The 16,201-nt window shown below is 59.9% G+C and carries 13 protein-coding genes; 5 read left to right on the forward strand and 8 right to left on the reverse strand.

All coding sequences use genetic code 11. From position 1 onward, the window contains the following. Window positions 1–87: 87 nt before the first annotated feature. From urtE to AC5SEO_RS12060, 6 genes are all read right to left on the reverse strand, one after another. Window positions 88–783: an urea ABC transporter ATP-binding subunit UrtE gene (urtE, locus tag AC5SEO_RS12035; protein WP_174068587.1), complete on the reverse strand. Its 696-nt coding sequence runs from the start codon at window positions 781–783 to the stop codon at window positions 88–90. Window positions 784–991: 208 nt separating this feature from the next. Beyond that, complete coding sequence (gene urtD, locus AC5SEO_RS12040; RefSeq protein WP_003513917.1) at window positions 992–1,753, reverse strand: urea ABC transporter ATP-binding protein UrtD; 762 nt, start codon at window positions 1,751–1,753, stop codon at window positions 992–994. Window positions 1,754–1,760: 7 nt separating this feature from the next. Next, window positions 1,761–2,939, reverse strand: a complete 1,179-nt coding sequence (gene urtC, locus AC5SEO_RS12045) for an urea ABC transporter permease subunit UrtC (protein ID WP_003513919.1) — start codon at window positions 2,937–2,939, stop codon at window positions 1,761–1,763. Then, on the reverse strand, window positions 2,936–4,549 hold the full coding sequence (urtB, locus tag AC5SEO_RS12050; RefSeq protein ID WP_025594332.1) for an urea ABC transporter permease subunit UrtB: 1,614 nt from the start codon (window positions 4,547–4,549) through the stop codon (window positions 2,936–2,938). The genes urtC and urtB overlap by 4 nt, the downstream gene beginning before the upstream one ends. A gap of 283 nt (window positions 4,550–4,832) precedes the next feature. Beyond that, entirely contained in the window at window positions 4,833–6,122 is a 1,290-nt protein-coding gene (gene urtA, locus AC5SEO_RS12055; protein WP_003513924.1) for an urea ABC transporter substrate-binding protein, read from the reverse strand. Between the two features lie 341 nt (window positions 6,123–6,463). Then, window positions 6,464–6,670, reverse strand: a complete 207-nt coding sequence (locus AC5SEO_RS12060; RefSeq protein ID WP_019565109.1) for a DUF2735 domain-containing protein — start codon at window positions 6,668–6,670, stop codon at window positions 6,464–6,466. 481 nt (window positions 6,671–7,151) lie between these two features. Here AC5SEO_RS12060 and AC5SEO_RS12065 point away from each other — a divergent pair, with 481 nt between their 5' ends. From AC5SEO_RS12065 to AC5SEO_RS12085, 5 genes are all read left to right on the forward strand, one after another. Beyond that, window positions 7,152–8,186 (forward strand): glutamine synthetase beta-grasp domain-containing protein, encoded by a 1,035-nt coding sequence (locus tag AC5SEO_RS12065; protein WP_003510168.1) that lies wholly within the window; start codon window positions 7,152–7,154, stop codon window positions 8,184–8,186. Between the two features lie 218 nt (window positions 8,187–8,404). After that, on the forward strand, window positions 8,405–9,175 hold the full coding sequence (locus tag AC5SEO_RS12070) for an SDR family oxidoreductase (RefSeq protein ID WP_038492026.1): 771 nt from the start codon (window positions 8,405–8,407) through the stop codon (window positions 9,173–9,175). A 43-nt stretch (window positions 9,176–9,218) separates the two neighbouring features. Further along, entirely contained in the window at window positions 9,219–12,614 is a 3,396-nt protein-coding gene (locus AC5SEO_RS12075; protein WP_065658671.1) for a hybrid sensor histidine kinase/response regulator, read from the forward strand. Beyond that, the gene (locus AC5SEO_RS12080; protein ID WP_111804606.1) at window positions 12,611–13,540 is read left to right on the forward strand and encodes a response regulator; all 930 of its coding nucleotides are present in this window, start codon (window positions 12,611–12,613) and stop codon (window positions 13,538–13,540) included. Before AC5SEO_RS12075 ends, AC5SEO_RS12080 begins: the two co-directional genes overlap by 4 nt. A 195-nt stretch (window positions 13,541–13,735) precedes the next feature. Further along, on the forward strand, window positions 13,736–14,272 hold the full coding sequence (locus AC5SEO_RS12085) for an AAA family ATPase (protein WP_313594470.1): 537 nt from the start codon (window positions 13,736–13,738) through the stop codon (window positions 14,270–14,272). 203 nt (window positions 14,273–14,475) lie between these two features. Here the strand turns inward: AC5SEO_RS12085 and AC5SEO_RS12090 are convergent, their stop codons facing one another. Further along, window positions 14,476–15,594 (reverse strand): branched-chain amino acid ABC transporter substrate-binding protein, encoded by a 1,119-nt coding sequence (locus AC5SEO_RS12090; protein ID WP_174068590.1) that lies wholly within the window; start codon window positions 15,592–15,594, stop codon window positions 14,476–14,478. Between the two features lie 118 nt (window positions 15,595–15,712). Further along, window positions 15,713–16,066: a DUF6867 family protein gene (locus AC5SEO_RS12095; RefSeq protein WP_003513938.1), complete on the reverse strand. Its 354-nt coding sequence runs from the start codon at window positions 16,064–16,066 to the stop codon at window positions 15,713–15,715. Window positions 16,067–16,201 lie beyond the last annotated feature (135 nt).

Consider the following 16,201-nt stretch of genomic DNA (forward strand, 5'->3'; position numbering starts at 1 on the left):
AAAAGCCATGCAGACACGCATAGACTTTCAAAATATTAATCCGCCGTTTGCACGCCGTGATCGGCGTGCGTGGCTTCTAGTCTCGATTTATACTGTCAGATGGCGACGCGCCTCGGGCGTATCCAGCGTTTCGGCAAGCCCGTCATGCACAATTTCGCCCCGGTCCATGATGTAGACATAGTCGGCAAGCTCACGGCAGAAATCCAGATATTGCTCGACCAGCAGGATCGCCATACCGGTGGAATCCCTGAGATATTTGATTGCGCGGCCGATATCCTTGATGATCGACGGCTGAATGCCTTCGGTCGGCTCGTCGAGAACGAGGATTTTCGGCCTCGTCACCAGCGCCCGGCCGATCGCGAGCTGCTGCTGCTGGCCACCGGACAGGTCGCCGGCGCGTCTTCCCAGCATGGATTGCAGCACAGGAAACAGGCTGAAAATATCGTCGGGAATGAAACGCTCCTTGCGCGGCAGCGGCGCATAACCGCTTTCGAGGTTTTCCTGCACGCTGAGCAGCGGAAAGATTTCACGCCCCTGTGGCACGTAGCCGACACCGCGCTTGGCCCGGTGGTAAGGTGCCAGCCCATCCAGTGCTGCCCCTTCAAAGCTGATCGACCCGCCACTGATGGCATGCTGGCCGGTGACCGCGCGCAACAACGAGCTTTTGCCTACGCCGTTTCGGCCGAGAACACAGGTGATCTTGCCCATCTCCGCTTTCAGAGACACGCCCCGCAGGGCTTGCGCTGCGCCATAGTGGAGGTTGATGTTTTCGACGTTCAGCATGGTGCAACTCCATTGATGCTTTGGTGGGCGGCGCTACCCCCCTCTGCCCTGCCGGGCATCTCCCCCACAAGGAGGGAAATCAGATGCCGTTCCCGCTCGTCCCATCGCCTACTGGTCTTGGAGCAGGGTGTTAGCCGCTTGCCGATCTCCCCCCCGGTGGGGGAGATGCCCGGCAGGGCAGAGGGGGGTAAAGCCGCAGACGCTTCCATCACCGCCCCAGATAATTCTCGATCACCTTCGGATCGCTGGACACAAAATCGATCGACCCTTCAGCCAGCACCGAGCCCTCGGCAAGACACGTCACCTTCACGCCCAGCTCGCGGATGAAGCCCATGTCGTGCTCCACCACCACGACCGAGCGGGTCTTGGCGATTTCTTTCAGAAGCACGGCGGTTTCGGCTGTCTCCGCATCCGTCATGCCGGCCACCGGCTCGTCCACCAGAAGCAGCTTCGGCTCCTGCGCGAGCAGCATGCCAATTTCCAGCCACTGTTTCTGGCCGTGCGAGAGGTTGGCCGCAAGATCGCCGCGGCGGTGGCTGAGACGCACGGTGGCGAGGATTTCCTCGATGCGCGCCTTGTCCTCCGCTGTCAGCCTGTAGAACAGCGTGGCGAAGACGCCGCGTTTGCGGTTCAACGCCAATTCCAGATTGTCCCAGACGGTATGGCTTTCAAACACCGTTGGCTTCTGGAATTTACGCCCGATGCCCAGCTGGGCAATATCCGCCTCGTCCTTTTTCGTGAGGTCGATGCTGTCTTCGAACAGCACCGTGCCGGTATCCGGCCGGGTCTTGCCGGTGATGATATCCATCATCGTCGTTTTGCCGGCGCCATTCGGACCGATGATGGCCCGCAGCTCGCCCGGCTCCACCACGAAGGACAGGGAATTGAGCGCCCTGAACCCGTCGAAGGAAACGGAAACACCGTCGAGATAAAGCAGGCTTTTGGTTCTGTTTTCGGAAACCGTGTTCATATCAGCCTCACTCCGCCGCCTGTTGCGCCGCTGTTGCAGCACTGTCATTGCCCGGTTGTCCGGCCGCACTTGCCGCCCGCGCAACACGCTTTTCGCGCCGCCCGACCAGATAATGCTGCACGGTGCCGACGATGCCCTTGGGGAAGAACAGCGTCACCGCGATGAACAGCCCACCCAGTGCAAACAGCCAGAATTCGGGGAAAGCGCCGGTGAAATAGCTCTTGCCGCCATTGACCAGGAGCGCGCCGATGATCGGCCCGATCAGCGTGCCGCGCCCGCCGACTGCGGTCCAAACCACCACCTCGATGGAGTTGGCGGGGGAGAATTCGCCAGGATTGATGATGCCCACCTGCGGCACGAACAGCGCACCGGCAATGCCCGCCATCATGGCCGAGACGACGAAGGTAAAGAGCTTGATGTTTTCCACCCGGAAACCGAGGAAGCGCACCCGGCTTTCGGCATCGCGCACGCCCACCAGCACCTTGCCGAATTTGGAATTGACGATGCCGGATGCAATCAGCAGCGAAAGCGCCAGCATCACGGCCGTCATCGCAAACAGCACGGCACGGGTGCCATCCGCCTGCACGGAAAAGCCGAGAATATCCTTGAAATCGGTGAGACCATTGTTGCCGCCGAAACCCATGTCGTTGCGGAAGAAGGCAAGCAGCAGGGCGTAGGTCATGGCCTGCGTGATGATGGAGAGGTAAACGCCGTTGACGCGCGAGCGGAAGGCGAACCAGCCAAACACGAAGGCGAGCAGGCCGGGCACAACCAGCACCATCAGTGCTGCAAACCAGAACATGTCGAAGCCATGCCAGAACCACGGCAGTTCCTTCCAGTTGAGGAACACCATGAAGTCAGGCAGCACGGGATGGCCGTAAACACCGCGCGTGCCGATCTGCCGCATCAGATACATGCCCATGGCATAACCCCCGAGCGCGAAGAAGGCGGCGTGGCCGAGCGAGAGAATGCCGCAATATCCCCAGACCAGATCAAGCGCCAGCGCCAGCAGCGCATAGGCCAGATATTTGCCGAGCATCGACATGATGTAGGTCGGGATGCGGAACGCGCTGTCAGCCGGCAACAGCAGATTGGAGGCGGGCACCAGCACGGCGATGGCCAGGATGATGCCGATGGCGATGGAAATGCGGCGATCGAGCGCGCGCAGGAGGAAGCCGGTAATCATGCTTCGATCGCCCTTCCCTTGAGTGCGAAGAGACCACGCGGCCGCTTCTGGATGAACAGGATGATGAGAACGAGCACGAGGATCTTGCCGAGCACGGCGCCCACCGTCGGCTCAAGGAACTTGTTGAGCACGCCGAGCGACAGCGCACCCACGAGCGTTCCCCAGAGATTGCCGACCCCGCCGAACACCACCACCATGAAACTGTCGATGATGTAGCTCTGGCCGAGATTGGGCGAGACATTGTCGATTTGCGACAGCGCTACCCCGGCAAGGCCGGCAACGCCGGAACCGAGCGCGAAGGTGAAGGCATCCACCCAGGGCGTGCGGATGCCCATGGAAGAGGCCATGCGGCGGTTCTGGGTCACAGCGCGCATCTGCAAGCCGAAGGCGGAGCGCTTCAAAAGCACCAGCAGCGCGAAGAAGACGGAAAGCGAGAAGCAGACGATCCACACGCGGTTCCAGGTGAAGTTGAGGTAACCAACGCTGAAGGAGCCGGACATCCAGCTCGGGCTGCCGACCTCACGGTTGGTCGGGCCGAAGATGGAACGCACGCCCTGTTGCAGGATCAGCGAGATACCCCAGGTGGCGAGCAGCGTTTCCAGCGGTCGCCCGTAGAGATAGCGGATGACGCCGCGCTCCATGATGAGGCCGACGCAGGCTGTGACCAGAAAGGCGGCCGGCAGGGCAATCGCCAGTGACCAGTCGAACAGGCCGGGGAAATGGCTGCGGATCAACTCCTGCACCATGAAGGTGGAATAGGCGCCGATCATCACCATCTCGCCATGCGCCATATTGATGATGCCCATGACGCCGAAGGTGATGGCAAGACCGATGGCGGCGAGCAGCAGCACGGAACCGAGCGACAGGCCGTACCAGACATTCTGTGCGTAATCCCAGAAGGCAAGGGAACTCTCGATGCTCGAAATCGCCTCGTCCACATCCGGCTTCAGGCTCGGATCAACCGTGGGCGTCGCCGCCATCAGAATGCTGATCGCATCGCGCCCGCCAAGCGCCTTGATGGTGGCGATCGCTTCTTTCTTCACCTCAAGGGGGCGGTCGGAAGAAAGCAGCGAGACAGCCCGCGCCTCCTCCATCCGCGTCCGCACCTCTTTGTCGGTTTCCTTGGATATGGCCGCTTCCAGCAATTCCAGATTTTCGGCACTGGGGGCTTTCAGAACCGCATCGGCGGCGGAAAGCCGCACCGAGCGTTCCGGACTGAGCAACGTCAGGCCGCCCATCGCGGCGCGGATGACGCGACGCAGATTGTTGTTGACCCTGATCTTGGTAACCGCCGCCTTCGGCGCTTCGCCAGCGCTTTCGCCGGTCAGCGGATCGATGAGCGTGAAATTGGAACCCGACGGCTTGGTCATGAACACCAGATTGTCGGCCTTGCGCACGTAAAGATCGCCTGATGCAAAAGCCTCAAGCGCCGGCACCACCCGCGCGTCGCCGGTGGCAGCAATCTGGCCGATCAATGTTTCGGCCTGCTTGAAGTCAGCCGTGCCGAGCTGGTCGATCAGCGCCTTCGGATCGCTCTGCGCGAGGGACTGGGCGGCGATCCCCAGGGTGAGCCAGAGGAAGATGGCTCCGAGAAAAGATCGGATCGTCATGTCGGGTTCCTTGGAGCGGTTTGCGACTCTGCGGTTGCGTGTGGCACGACCTGAATATGCGGCTTCACCCCCCTCTGCCCTGCCGGGCATCTCCCCCTCAAGGGGAGAGATCGACCCGTGGCAAGGTCCCGTCCATCTCGACGTTCAAGGATGAAATGGCGGGAGAGCATCTTGCCGATCTCCCCCCTTGAGGGGGAGATGTCCGGCAGGACAGAGGGGGGTAATTCTGGCTCAGTTTGTAAACAATCCGCCCCTCCAAAGAGGGGCGGCGTTCGTTTCCTTATCAGCTACCCTTGCCGCCGCACTTACCGGTCGCAACGTTGAAGTTGCCGCAGGACATCGGCTTGCGCCAATCCGAAATCAGATCCTTCGAGTCAGGCAGATAATCCGACCATTCGTCACCCACGACCTGTGGCGTCTGCTGCACGATTTCGAACTGACCATCGGCCTGGATTTCACCGATCAGCACCGGCTTGGTGATGTGGTGGTTCGGCATGACGGTGGAGTAACCGCCAGAAAGGTTCGGCACGGAAACGCCGATGATGCTGTCAAGAACTGCGTCCGTATCGGTCGTACCTGCGGTTTCGACAGCCTTAACCCAGGCGTTGAAACCGATATAGGCGGCTTCCATCGGGTCGTTCGTCACGCGCTTGTCGTTCTTGGTAAACGCATGCCAGGTTTTGATGAATTCGGCGTTGACCTCGGTATCGACAGACTGGAAGTAGTTCCAGGCGGCAAGGTGGCCGACCAGCGGCGCGGTATCGAGACCGGCAAGCTCTTCTTCACCGACCGAGAAGGCGACGACCGGAATGTCCTCGGCCTTGATGCCCTGGTTCGCAAGCTCCTTGTAGAAGGGCACGTTGGCGTCACCATTGATGGTGGAGACAACGGCGGTCTTCTTGCCGGCCGAGCCGAACTTCTTGATGTCGGACACGATCGTCTGCCAGTCGGACTGGCCGAACGGCGTGTAGTTGATCATGATGTCCTCTTCCTTGACGCCCTTCGACATCAGGTAGGCCTTCAGGATCTTGTTTGTGGTCTGCGGGTAGACATAGTCGGTACCTGCCAGAACCCAGCGCTCGACGCCTTCGGTCTTGGCGAGATAATCGACGGCCGGAATGGCTTGCTGGTTAGGCGCTGCACCCGTGTAGACGATGTTGCGGGAGGATTCTTCACCCTCATACTGCACCGGGTAGAACAGCAGGGAATTCAGTTCTTCGAAAACCGGCAGCACGGATTTGCGCGACGAAGATGTCCAGCAACCGAAAACGGCCGCGACCTTGTCCTGCGAAATCAGCTGGCGGGCCTTTTCGGCAAACAGCGGCCAGTCGGAGGCCGGGTCGACCACGACGGCTTCGAGCTTCTTGCCGAGAACGCCGCCCTTCTTGTTCTGCTCGTCGATGAGCATCAGCATGGCATCCTTCAGCGTCGTCTCTGAAATCGCCATGGTGCCGGAAAGAGAATGCAGCACGCCTACCTTGATCGTATCGTCGGCGGCAAATGCGCCATGGAAGGCGGTGGTGGACATGATTGCGCCGAGCAGCGCGGCGCTAAGCGTCTTGCGGAATGTCATCGGAAGAACCCCTCTCCTTGTTTAGCCCTCATGGGGCTTCAGCGGCATCGTTGACCGCTGCTGGAAAGGACTATCGATCTCGCGGGCGAGAAACCGTATACGTCAATTGACGTAGGCGGGGTGGCGAAAGCTGCAGGGAGTGTTGGGGAGAGGGAAATCCGGCCGGGGCAATCGATGTGAAACTTGGCGTTTCAACTTGCTTCTTCTCCGGCAGGCAAGACGAGAGCGGCGCGGGTCGAGGGTGCGAGGTCGGAGACAGACTGAGAAGTCGTCCCTTTATCCGGCGCTTCGCGCCACCTTCTCCCCGGCAGGGGAGAAGAAACGATCAGCGACGCTTCACATCAGGCGTGCGGCTTGTCTTCCCGCTCTTCGTCGCGGATCGCATCGTCATGATACCAGGAGCCGAAATCGACATGCGGCTGACGTGCCTCGCGCTCCAGATCGCTCAGCCCGATGTTACGGAACTTTGAGAGCCCCGCGCGTCCGCCGACCGGAAATTGAAAGATCGTTGCCGTTTCACGATGAAAGCCAGTTGCCATATCGAACATCTCACTTTGTTTGCATCGAAGCACTTTGGTTGTGAAGCAAACCCGTTAGCTCTGGTTTAGCTCCATCTGATTAAAAAAAAATCACGTTGCGAAAAATATAGGCATTAAATGGTCATTCAGCAAGAAAAACCATTCCGGAAGCGCCGGTTTTTGGGGCAAATGCCGATCCGTCGTTCGCAATCGAAAACATTGCACCGCAACAGGGCATTTTGAGCGATGCCACCCGCTATCTGTTAGGAATCACTGACGAAACATTAGGGTTCGATTTACCTGCCGCAGTGCAGCATGAGCGGTTAATGGCCATATGGGCCCCCTCGGCCCTGAGCATGCCTGAAAGATTTTTCGAAGAATTCGCAAAACATCGCCAATCTGGCACGCGGCATGCATCTATATGGCCAGCCCTTGAACGCGAATGTGCTTCCGGTGGCGAAAGCCACGGCAAGCCTCAAGGCTTCGCATTGTTACCTATGAGAGGTTCGTAATGACTAAGTTCAAACTCGAGTACATCTGGCTTGACGGTTATAAGCCGGTCCCCAACCTGCGCGGCAAGACACAGGTCAAGGAATTCGATGAATTCCCGACGCTCGAGCAGCTGCCGCTTTGGGGTTTTGATGGCTCGTCCACACAGCAGGCCGAAGGCCACTCTTCGGATTGCGTGCTGAAGCCCGTCGCGATCTATCCCGATCCGGCCCGCACCAACGGCGTACTGGTCATGTGCGAAGTCATGATGCCTGACGGCGTCACCCCGCATGCATCGAACAGCCGCGCGACCATCCTCGACGACGAGGACGCATGGTTCGGCTTCGAACAGGAATATTTCTTCTACCAGGACGGCCGCCCGCTCGGCTTCCCCGAGCAGGGTTATCCGGCTCCGCAGGGTCCGTATTACACCGGCGTCGGCTTCAAGAACGTCGGCTCGGTTGCCCGCGAAATCGTTGAAGAACATCTCGACCTCTGCCTCGAAGCCGGCATCAACCACGAAGGCATCAATGCCGAAGTGGCCAAGGGCCAGTGGGAATTCCAGGTATTCGGCAAGGGCTCCAAGCGCGCCGCCGACCAGATCTGGATCGCCCGTTACCTGCTGCTGCGTCTTTGCGAACAGTACGGCATCGACGTCGAATTCCATTGCAAGCCGCTCGGCGATACCGACTGGAACGGTTCGGGCATGCATTGCAACTTCTCCACCAAGTTCATGCGTGAAGTTGGCGGCAAGGAGTATTTCGAAGCCCTCATGGCAGCTTTCGCCAAGAACTGGCAGGAGCATATCGACGTTTACGGTCCGGACAACCACCTGCGCCTGACCGGCAAGCACGAAACCGCTCCGTGGAACAAGTTCTCCTACGGCGTTGCCGACCGTGGCGCCTCGATCCGCGTTCCGCACTCCTTCGTCAACAACGGTTACCGTGGTTACCTCGAAGACCGTCGTCCGAACTCGCAGGGCTGCCCTTACCAGATCGCTTCCGTCGTTCTGAAGACGATTGCAGAAGTGCCGCTCGCAAAGTCGGCTGCTGCCTGATAACCCAAGACATGGCGTCGCCCGCAACCGGGCGACGCCATTTTTATGTCCACCGAACGGCCGGACCGGACAGGCGACCTTTCGCCCTCTGCCCTGCGTGGAATATTCTTGCCTATGCGCAAACTCGAAGACGTTGCGTGGCTTTGACCAACCGCATCGGCTTTTCCGAAACCGCGACACGGTTTTCGGTCCGATGCTCTAAAGCAAGAAGGTGAGCGATGGGCATTCTCAAAAAATTCTCTCTCGAAAACCGCATCTCCATCATCACCGGCAGCGGCCGCGGCCTCGGTTTCGAAATCGCCAGGGCCTTTGCCGAGGCTGGCGCCCATGTGTGGCTGACCGGCCGTAACGCCGAGGCGCTGGAACAGGCAGCAGGCATACTTCGGCAAGCCGGCGGAAAAGCCGATTATGCCGCTTTCGACATTGCCGATACCGCCGCCGGAACTGCCCTCGTCCACCGCATCATGGACGAATTCGGCCATCTCGATATCCTCGTCAACAATGTCGGCGCACGCGACCGCCGCCCACTTTCCGAATTCAGCGACGAGGACGTGCTGGAGCTTATCCGCACCGACCTCACCTCCTCCGTCTCGCTGTCGCGAGATGCCGCGCAAGCCATGAATACCAACAGTTACGGCCGCATCATCACCATCACCTCCATTCTCGGCCACATCGTCAGGCCGGGCGATGCGATCTATCCCGTTGCCAAGCAGGGGCTGACAGGGCTGATGCGCGCAATCGCTGTCGAATATGGTGCGCGCGGCATCACCAGCAACGCCATTGCACCCGGCATGTTCGCCACGGAAACCAATGCGGCCCTTGCCGAAAACCCTGACATGGTCGCCTTTGCCAAACTGCGCGTGCCGCTGGAACGCTGGGGCAGGCCGGATGAAATCGCCGGTGCCGCCCTGTTTCTGGCCAGCGACGCGTCCTCCTTCGTCAACGGCCATGTGCTGACGGTGGATGGCGGCATGTCGGTGCGGCTGTGAGAATGGCAAAACACCTTTTGCGGAAAGGGGCTGGATCCTAGGCATGGCCGCACGGCAACGCATCATCCCCGTCAGGCGCGAATATAACCGCTGGGTCGCCAACCAGACGCTGGAAGATTATGCGCTGCGCTTCACCGCTAAAAGCGCCCGGCAATTTTCGTCCAACCGCATCTCCCACACCGCCATCGGCGCTATTTCCTTTCTGGCACTGGAAGCCATCGGCGGCGCGATCACGCTGTCATACGGCACCACCAACGCCTTTTACGCCATCATCGTCGCGGCCATTGCCATGCTTGCCGTCGGCCTGCCGATCAGCCGTTACGCCATCCGTCACGGCGTCGATATCGATCTCCTGACACGCGGCGCGAGCTTCGGTTACATCGGCTCCACCATCACCTCGCTGATCTACGCCGCCTTCACCTTCATGCTCTTCGCCATAGAGGCGTCGATCATGTCCGGCGCGCTGGAGCTGGCGCTCGGCATTCCCCTGTGGATCGGCTACATCATCTCTGCCGTCATGGTCATTCCGCTCGTCACCCACGGCGTGCGCCTCATCAGCCGTTTCCAGATCATTACCCAGCCCTTCTGGATCGTGCTGAACGTATTGCCCTTCATCTTCATCGCTTTGATGGACTGGGAAAAATACGACCTGTGGCGGGCGTTTTCCGGCATTCATCACGCCTCCGGTCCGCCGGGCACCGTGGCCCATTTCAATCTGGTGGAATTCGGCGCGGCGTCTGCCGTCATCCTCGCGCTGATGTCACAGATCGGCGAACAGGTGGATTTCCTGCGCTTCCTGCCCGCCGAGGGCCAGAGCCGCCTGCGCCATCGCATCGCGGTCTTTCTGGCCGGTGCTGGCTGGGTCGTCGTGGGCGTGCCGAAGCTGCTGGCCGGTTCCTTCCTCGTGGTCTTGACCTTCAGTTCCGGCGTCTCGGTGGACCGCGCCGCCGATCCGGCCCAGATGTATCTCACCGCCTTCGGCTATATGATCCCCAACCATACGGCGGCCATGCTGCTGATGGTCGCCTTCGTGGTGGTCTCGCAGCTGAAGATCAACGTCATGAACGCCTATGCGGGCTCGCTCGCCTGGTCCAACTTCTTTTCCCGCCTCACCCACAGCCACCCCGGCCGCGTGGTCTGGCTGGTCTTCAACGTGGTGATCGCGCTGCTGTTGATGGAACTCGGCATCTATCGCCTGCTGGAAGAAACGCTCGGCATTTTTTCCATCGTCGCCATGGCCTGGCTCTGCACCATCTCGGCCGATCTGTTCATCAACAAGCCGCTCGGCCTTGCCCCACCGGGCATCGAGTTCAAGCGCGCCCATCTCTACGATATCAATCCCGTCGGCGTCGGCTCCATGGCGCTTTCGGCCACCATTGCGCTGATGGCGCATTTCGGCACCTTCGGCGCACTCGCTGCCTCGCTTGCGCCCTATCTCACCCTCATCGTCGCCTTCATCGCCTCGCCGCTGATCGCCTGGGGCACGAAGGGCAAATTCTATCTGGCCCGCAAGCCGCGCCAGAAATGGCGCGAGCTGAGCGCCATCACCTGCTCCATCTGCGAACACCCGTTCGAGCCGGAAGACATGGCATGGTGTCCGGCCTATGCGGCGCCGATCTGTTCGCTCTGCTGCTCGCTGGACAGCCGCTGCCATGACATGTGCAAGCCGAAGGCCAAACTCAACTATCAGGTCGCGACGGTCGCAAAATCTTTCCTGCCCCACCAACTGGTTGCAAAACTCGCCACACGGCTCGGACGTTATGGCATGGCGGCGGCCATCGCCGTCACCGCCATTGGCGGCATATTGGCGCTCATCGCCCATCAGGTCGGCACCGCCTCGCCGGCAACGGCTGACGTGGTCAACCGCACCATCCTCATCGTGTTTTTCGTCTTTGCCGTCATTGCCGGCATCGTCTGCTGGTTTCTGGTTCTTGCCCATGACAGCCGGGTGGTTGCGGAAGAGGAATCCTCACGCCAGAACACGCTGCTGTTGAAGGAAATCGCCGCACACAAGAAGACTGACGCCGCCCTTCAGGACGCCAAGGAAACGGCTGAGGCCGCCAACCGCGCCAAGAGCCGCTACGTGGTCGGCCTCAGCCACGAATTGCGCACGCCGCTCAACGCTGTTTTAGGCTACGCCCAGATCCTCGAACGCGATGAGACCATTCCCGCGCCGCGGCAATCGGCCATCAAGGTCATTCGCCGTTCCGCCGACCATCTCTCCGGCCTGATCGACGGGCTTCTGGATATTTCCAAGATTGAGGCTGGCCGCCTGCAGGTCTATTCCAACGAGATCAATATTCAGGATTTCCTCGACCAGATCGTCGATATGTTCCGCCCGCAGGCGCAGGCCAAGGGTCTGGAATTCCGGCATGAACGCGCCCATTCCCTGCCGCAATATGTCCGCACGGATGAAAAGCGTCTGCGCCAGATCCTCGTCAACCTGCTCTCCAACGCCATCAAGTTCACCGACGAGGGCAGCGTCACCTTCGATGTCGCCTATCGCAGCCAGGTGGCGAGCTTCACGGTGTCGGATACCGGGCGCGGCATTGCCGAAAAAGACCTCGCCCGCATCTACGAGCCTTTCCAGCGCGGCGAGGCCGAAAGCGTGCGCCCCATGCCGGGCCTTGGCCTCGGCCTCACCATCACGAGGCTTCTGACCAACACACTGGGCGGCGAGATTTCCGTCTCCAGTGAAAAGGACAACGGCTCCACCTTCCGCGTCCGTCTCATGCTGTCGGCCGTGCACCGGCCAAGTACCGCACCTGCGCCGGAAAAAACCATTCGCTCCTATTCGGGCCCACGCCGCACCATCGTGGTGGTTGATGATAACGAGGATCACCGCGAGCTGATGCGGCAGGTGCTTTCGCCGCTCGATTTCGTGGTGCTGACCGCCCAAAGCGGACCGGAATGCCTGACACTCATCGAAGGCGTGCAGCCCGACCTCTTTCTCATCGATATCTCCATGCCCGGAATGTCCGGCTGGCAGCTTGTGACGAAGTTGCGTGAAGCAGGGCAGACGGCTCCGCTCATCATGCTCTCGGCCAATATCGGTGACGGCACCGTAGCGGGTGCCGGAGAAGACAATCACAACGACGCCATCGCCAAGCCGGTCGATATCCGCCACCTGTGCGACAGGCTTGCGGTGCATCTCGGCCTGAAATGGATTTACGATACCGACCTTCCCCCGGCACCCATCCCCCAGCCGCCGGCGCAGATCGTTCATCCCGGCGCAATTCATATCAAGGATTTGCAGAGGCTCGGCGAAATAGGCTACATACGCGGCATAGAGGCAAAACTCGCAGATCTCGCCCGCAACACCAACAACCTGCCCTTCACGCAAGAGCTTGGCACCTATGTGCAGGCCTTCGATCTGGCCGGTTACGCCCACTTTCTAAAGCGGTTTGAAGAGAGCGACAGGGGAGACGGCAAGGCATGAGCGGGCAAGGCGCAGCACTGCCGAGAGACATTGTATTGCTGGTGGATGACAGCCCGGAAGCGCTGGGGTTCCTCACCGATGCGCTGGAACAGTCAGGCTTTTCGGCGCTGATCGCCACATCCGGTCAGGCCGCGCTCAACATTGCCGAACGCATCACGCCCGATATCATCCTGCTCGATGCGGTCATGCCGGCCATGGACGGTTTCGAAACCTGCCGCCGCCTGAAGGCCAACGCCGCCATGGCCCAGGTGCCTGTCATCTTCATGACCGGGCTGACGGAAACCGAACATGTGGTGCGGGCGCTCGAATCCGGCGGTGTCGACTATCTGACCAAGCCGATCAACATCGATGAGCTGCGCGCCCGCATCCGTGTGCATCTCTCCAATGCCCGCTCGGCGCAGAGCGCCCGCGTGGCGCTTGATGCCGCCGGACGCCACCTGCTTGCCGTGCGCGCCAACGGCGCGATCCACTGGTCCACACCACAGGCAACCCGGCTGGTCAACGCCGCCACCGGCCGTGATGATGGGCTGGAGATCGTCGTTGCCCATATTTCCGGCTGGCTGGCCGACAGGACAACAGTGGATTCCGCCCGCGATGCACCGCTGACGATCACCGAGGCCGGGCGGCCCGCTTTGCAGCTATCCTTCCTCGGCGCAATGGGACCGGACGAATATCTCTTCCGTCTGACAGCCGCCAACGAGAAATCCGACGACCACCTGCTGAAGGACCACTTTGCCCTGACAACGCGGGAATCGGAAGTTCTGCTGTGGATTGCCAAAGGCAAATCCAACCGCGATATCGGCGATATTCTCGGCCTTTCCGCCAGAACCGTGAACAAACATCTGGAACAGATTTACGTCAAACTCGGTGTCGAAAACCGCGCCTCCGCCGCCGTCAAGGCCGCGCATATTTTGCATCAGGGGTGACGGCTGCATCTGATGTGACACGGTTGGAAAAACATATATTTTCCGCTTAAGCGTAGAGCATCGACTTATTCGCCGAGCGAGTGCAGCATATTTCTTCTCCCCTCGAGGAAAGAAACAAGCGGCAACGCCGCAATTCAGTCCCCCCCAAGAAACATCACCTTCCATCCAACCCAAACCCCGCGCAGGGAGGTTCCCATGCACCATTTCATTATTCTTTCCGGCTGCTCCGGCGGCGGCAAATCAACCCTGCTTGCCGAGCTTGCTCACCGTGGTTTCGCGACCGTCGAGGAACCGGGGCGGCGCATCGTTACTGAGGAAACGAGAAATAACGGCACCGCCCTCCCCTGGATCGACCTGGAAGCCTTTGCCCGCCGGGCGATCGCCATGGCGCTGGAGGACCGGCAAAAGGCGCCAGCGGAAGACTTCGTCTTCTTCGACCGCGGCCTGATCGACGCCGCCTCAGCACTTCATCATATTAGCGGCGATGGATTCATCGAAACGCTGCGGCGCACGCACCGCTACAACCCGCTGGTCTTCCTCACCCCGCCCTGGCCGGAGATCTACCGAGGCGACAGCGAGCGCAAGCATGGTTTCGAGGTGGCAGTGGAGGAATATCAACGCCTGCTGCACGACTATGCCCGTCTGGATTATGAGACGATTGTACTGCCGAAAGCCCCCGTCACGGAACGTGCCGATATTGTGCTGGAGAGGCTGGCGGCTGAAGCTGGCTGAAGGCGCGATCGGAGCCAAGTGTTTCGAGCCTTTCCCATCACCGTCACTCCGTCTTTGAGACGGAATCCGTCTGACGTGCGGCTCGGAAAGTGTTTTAGCCCAAGGACTTGGGCTGGCTGGGTGCTGACGCCGGAAATGCCCCGCACCAGAAAGCAGAAAGCCCGGTCTTGCGACCGGGCCTCCATATTGCAGTCCAGTAAGACTTACGTCCCCTGCTGGATGTAGGTGAACTTGCCGTCCGGGCCCTTCTTCCACTCGTACATGACGTAACCGGGAAGCTTCGGGTCGCCCTTCTCGTCGAAGGAGATATCGCCAAGTGCGGTCGGGAAGGTGCCCTTCTTCAGAGCTTCGGCAACCTTTTCCGGCTCAACGGAACCGGCAGCCTTGGCAGCACCGGCAATCGCCTGCAGGGCGGCGTAGGAGTAGAGCGTGTAGGCTTCCGGGTTGAAGCCGGCGGCCTTGAACTTCTCTACCAGTTCCTTGTTTTCAGGACGCAGCGTCGGATCGGGACCGAAGGTGTTCAGCGTACCTTCGACGGCGTCGCCGGCGATGGAAGCAAGTTCGTTCGAGACGATACCGTCGCCCGAGATGAGCTTCGCCTTCAGACCCTGGTCAGCCGACTGGCGGATGATCAGACCGGCTTCGGTGTGCAGGCCACCCCAGTAGATAACGGAAACGCCGGCTTCCTTCATCTTGGAGATCAGTGCGGAGAAGTCCTTGTCGCCGACATTGACGCCTTCATACATGGCTTCCGTCAGGCCGGCCGCATTGGCTGCCTTCTTGGTTTCGTCGGCAAGGCCCTGACCATAGGGGGTCTTGTCGTGAATGATGGCGATCTTGGCGTCCTTGTAGTGGTCGGCCAGATACTTGCCGGCAATGCCACCCTGCTGGTCGTCACGACCGCAGGTACGGAAGGTGTTCCACAGGCCACGCTCGGTGAAAACAGGGTTGGTCGCAGCAGGCGTTACTTCGAGAATGCCGTTTTCGGCATAAACTTCGGAAGCCGGAATGGAGACGCCGGAGTTGAAGTGACCGACGACGAACTTCACGCCATCAGCAACGAATTTGTTGGCAACCGAGATACCCTGCTTCGGGTCGGAAACGTCATCGCCGAGAACGATCTTGATCTGCTCGCCGTTGATGCCGCCTGCAGTATTGATATCCTTCGCAGCCTGTTCAGCACCCTTCTGAAGCTGAGCGCCAAATGCGGCGTTCGGGCCTGTCAGCGGGCCGCCGACAGCGATCACGATATCGGCCCAGGCCGAACCGCTGAAGGCGACCATGGCGGTCAGCGCAACGGCGGAAAGAAGAGACTTCTTCATTACTATACTCCCAGTTCCTTTGGATGGGTTGACTACCAGGACCTGTTCAGTACCCACCTTAACCGAACAGGAAACGTTCCACTCACGCGAGTATCGTGCAGCCGGAGGAATCCGGCTGTCAATCTTTCTTTTTATATGAAAATGCCGACGTCCGATCGTAGAGCCAATAGTAGTTATTGACCATCTGGCTCGTCCTGCGCATGCGGAAACCGATGCTTGAAAAAGCCAGAAGAAGAACGACGTCAAACACGTAGTAGAAGCCGTTGATGAACGGCCCGTTGAAAAGCGCGAAATGCAGAAACCGCATCACGAGCCCCAAAGCCAGCGTATAGATCACCACACGCGGGAAATCGCCCCAGCCATCGGCGACGGATCTGCCCGTGCGCCACGCCGTCCAGAAACCAAGAAGAACAACCAGTGCGCGCAGAATATAACGCACGCCGCTATCGGTCTCGAATAAAAGGCCCTGCATCTTCTTTCCCCATCAGCGCCGGGATGCAAATGTCCGGCCCTGCCTTGTTGTCGTCCCGCCGTTTTTCCGGCAGGCATTTTATTGTTTGCCACCGGCCATTTCCCCTTCGAAAACGGCCGGCGGCGGTTCGTTATC

Source organism: Agrobacterium sp. K11, from assembly GCF_059429395.1.

Bases quoted from the DNA above. Each gene is read 5' to 3' on its own strand.
- urtE (WP_174068587.1), bottom strand. From the start codon at position 783: ATGCTGAACGTCGAAAACATCAACCTCCACTATGGCGCAGCGCAAGCC.
- urtD (WP_003513917.1), bottom strand. From the start codon at position 1,753: ATGAACACGGTTTCCGAAAACAGAACCAAAAGCCTGCTTTATCTCGAC.
- urtC (WP_003513919.1), bottom strand. From the start codon at position 2,939: ATGATTACCGGCTTCCTCCTGCGCGCGCTCGATCGCCGCATTTCCATC.
- urtB (WP_025594332.1), bottom strand. From the start codon at position 4,549: ATGACGATCCGATCTTTTCTCGGAGCCATCTTCCTCTGGCTCACCCTG.
- urtA (WP_003513924.1), bottom strand. From the start codon at position 6,122: ATGACATTCCGCAAGACGCTTAGCGCCGCGCTGCTCGGCGCAATCATG.
- AC5SEO_RS12060 (WP_019565109.1), bottom strand. From the start codon at position 6,670: ATGTTCGATATGGCAACTGGCTTTCATCGTGAAACGGCAACGATCTTT.
- AC5SEO_RS12065 (WP_003510168.1), top strand. From the start codon at position 7,152: ATGACTAAGTTCAAACTCGAGTACATCTGGCTTGACGGTTATAAGCCG.
- AC5SEO_RS12070 (WP_038492026.1), top strand. From the start codon at position 8,405: ATGGGCATTCTCAAAAAATTCTCTCTCGAAAACCGCATCTCCATCATC.
- AC5SEO_RS12075 (WP_065658671.1), top strand. From the start codon at position 9,219: ATGGCCGCACGGCAACGCATCATCCCCGTCAGGCGCGAATATAACCGC.
- AC5SEO_RS12080 (WP_111804606.1), top strand. From the start codon at position 12,611: ATGAGCGGGCAAGGCGCAGCACTGCCGAGAGACATTGTATTGCTGGTG.
- AC5SEO_RS12085 (WP_313594470.1), top strand. From the start codon at position 13,736: ATGCACCATTTCATTATTCTTTCCGGCTGCTCCGGCGGCGGCAAATCA.
- AC5SEO_RS12090 (WP_174068590.1), bottom strand. From the start codon at position 15,594: ATGAAGAAGTCTCTTCTTTCCGCCGTTGCGCTGACCGCCATGGTCGCC.
- AC5SEO_RS12095 (WP_003513938.1), bottom strand. From the start codon at position 16,066: ATGCAGGGCCTTTTATTCGAGACCGATAGCGGCGTGCGTTATATTCTG.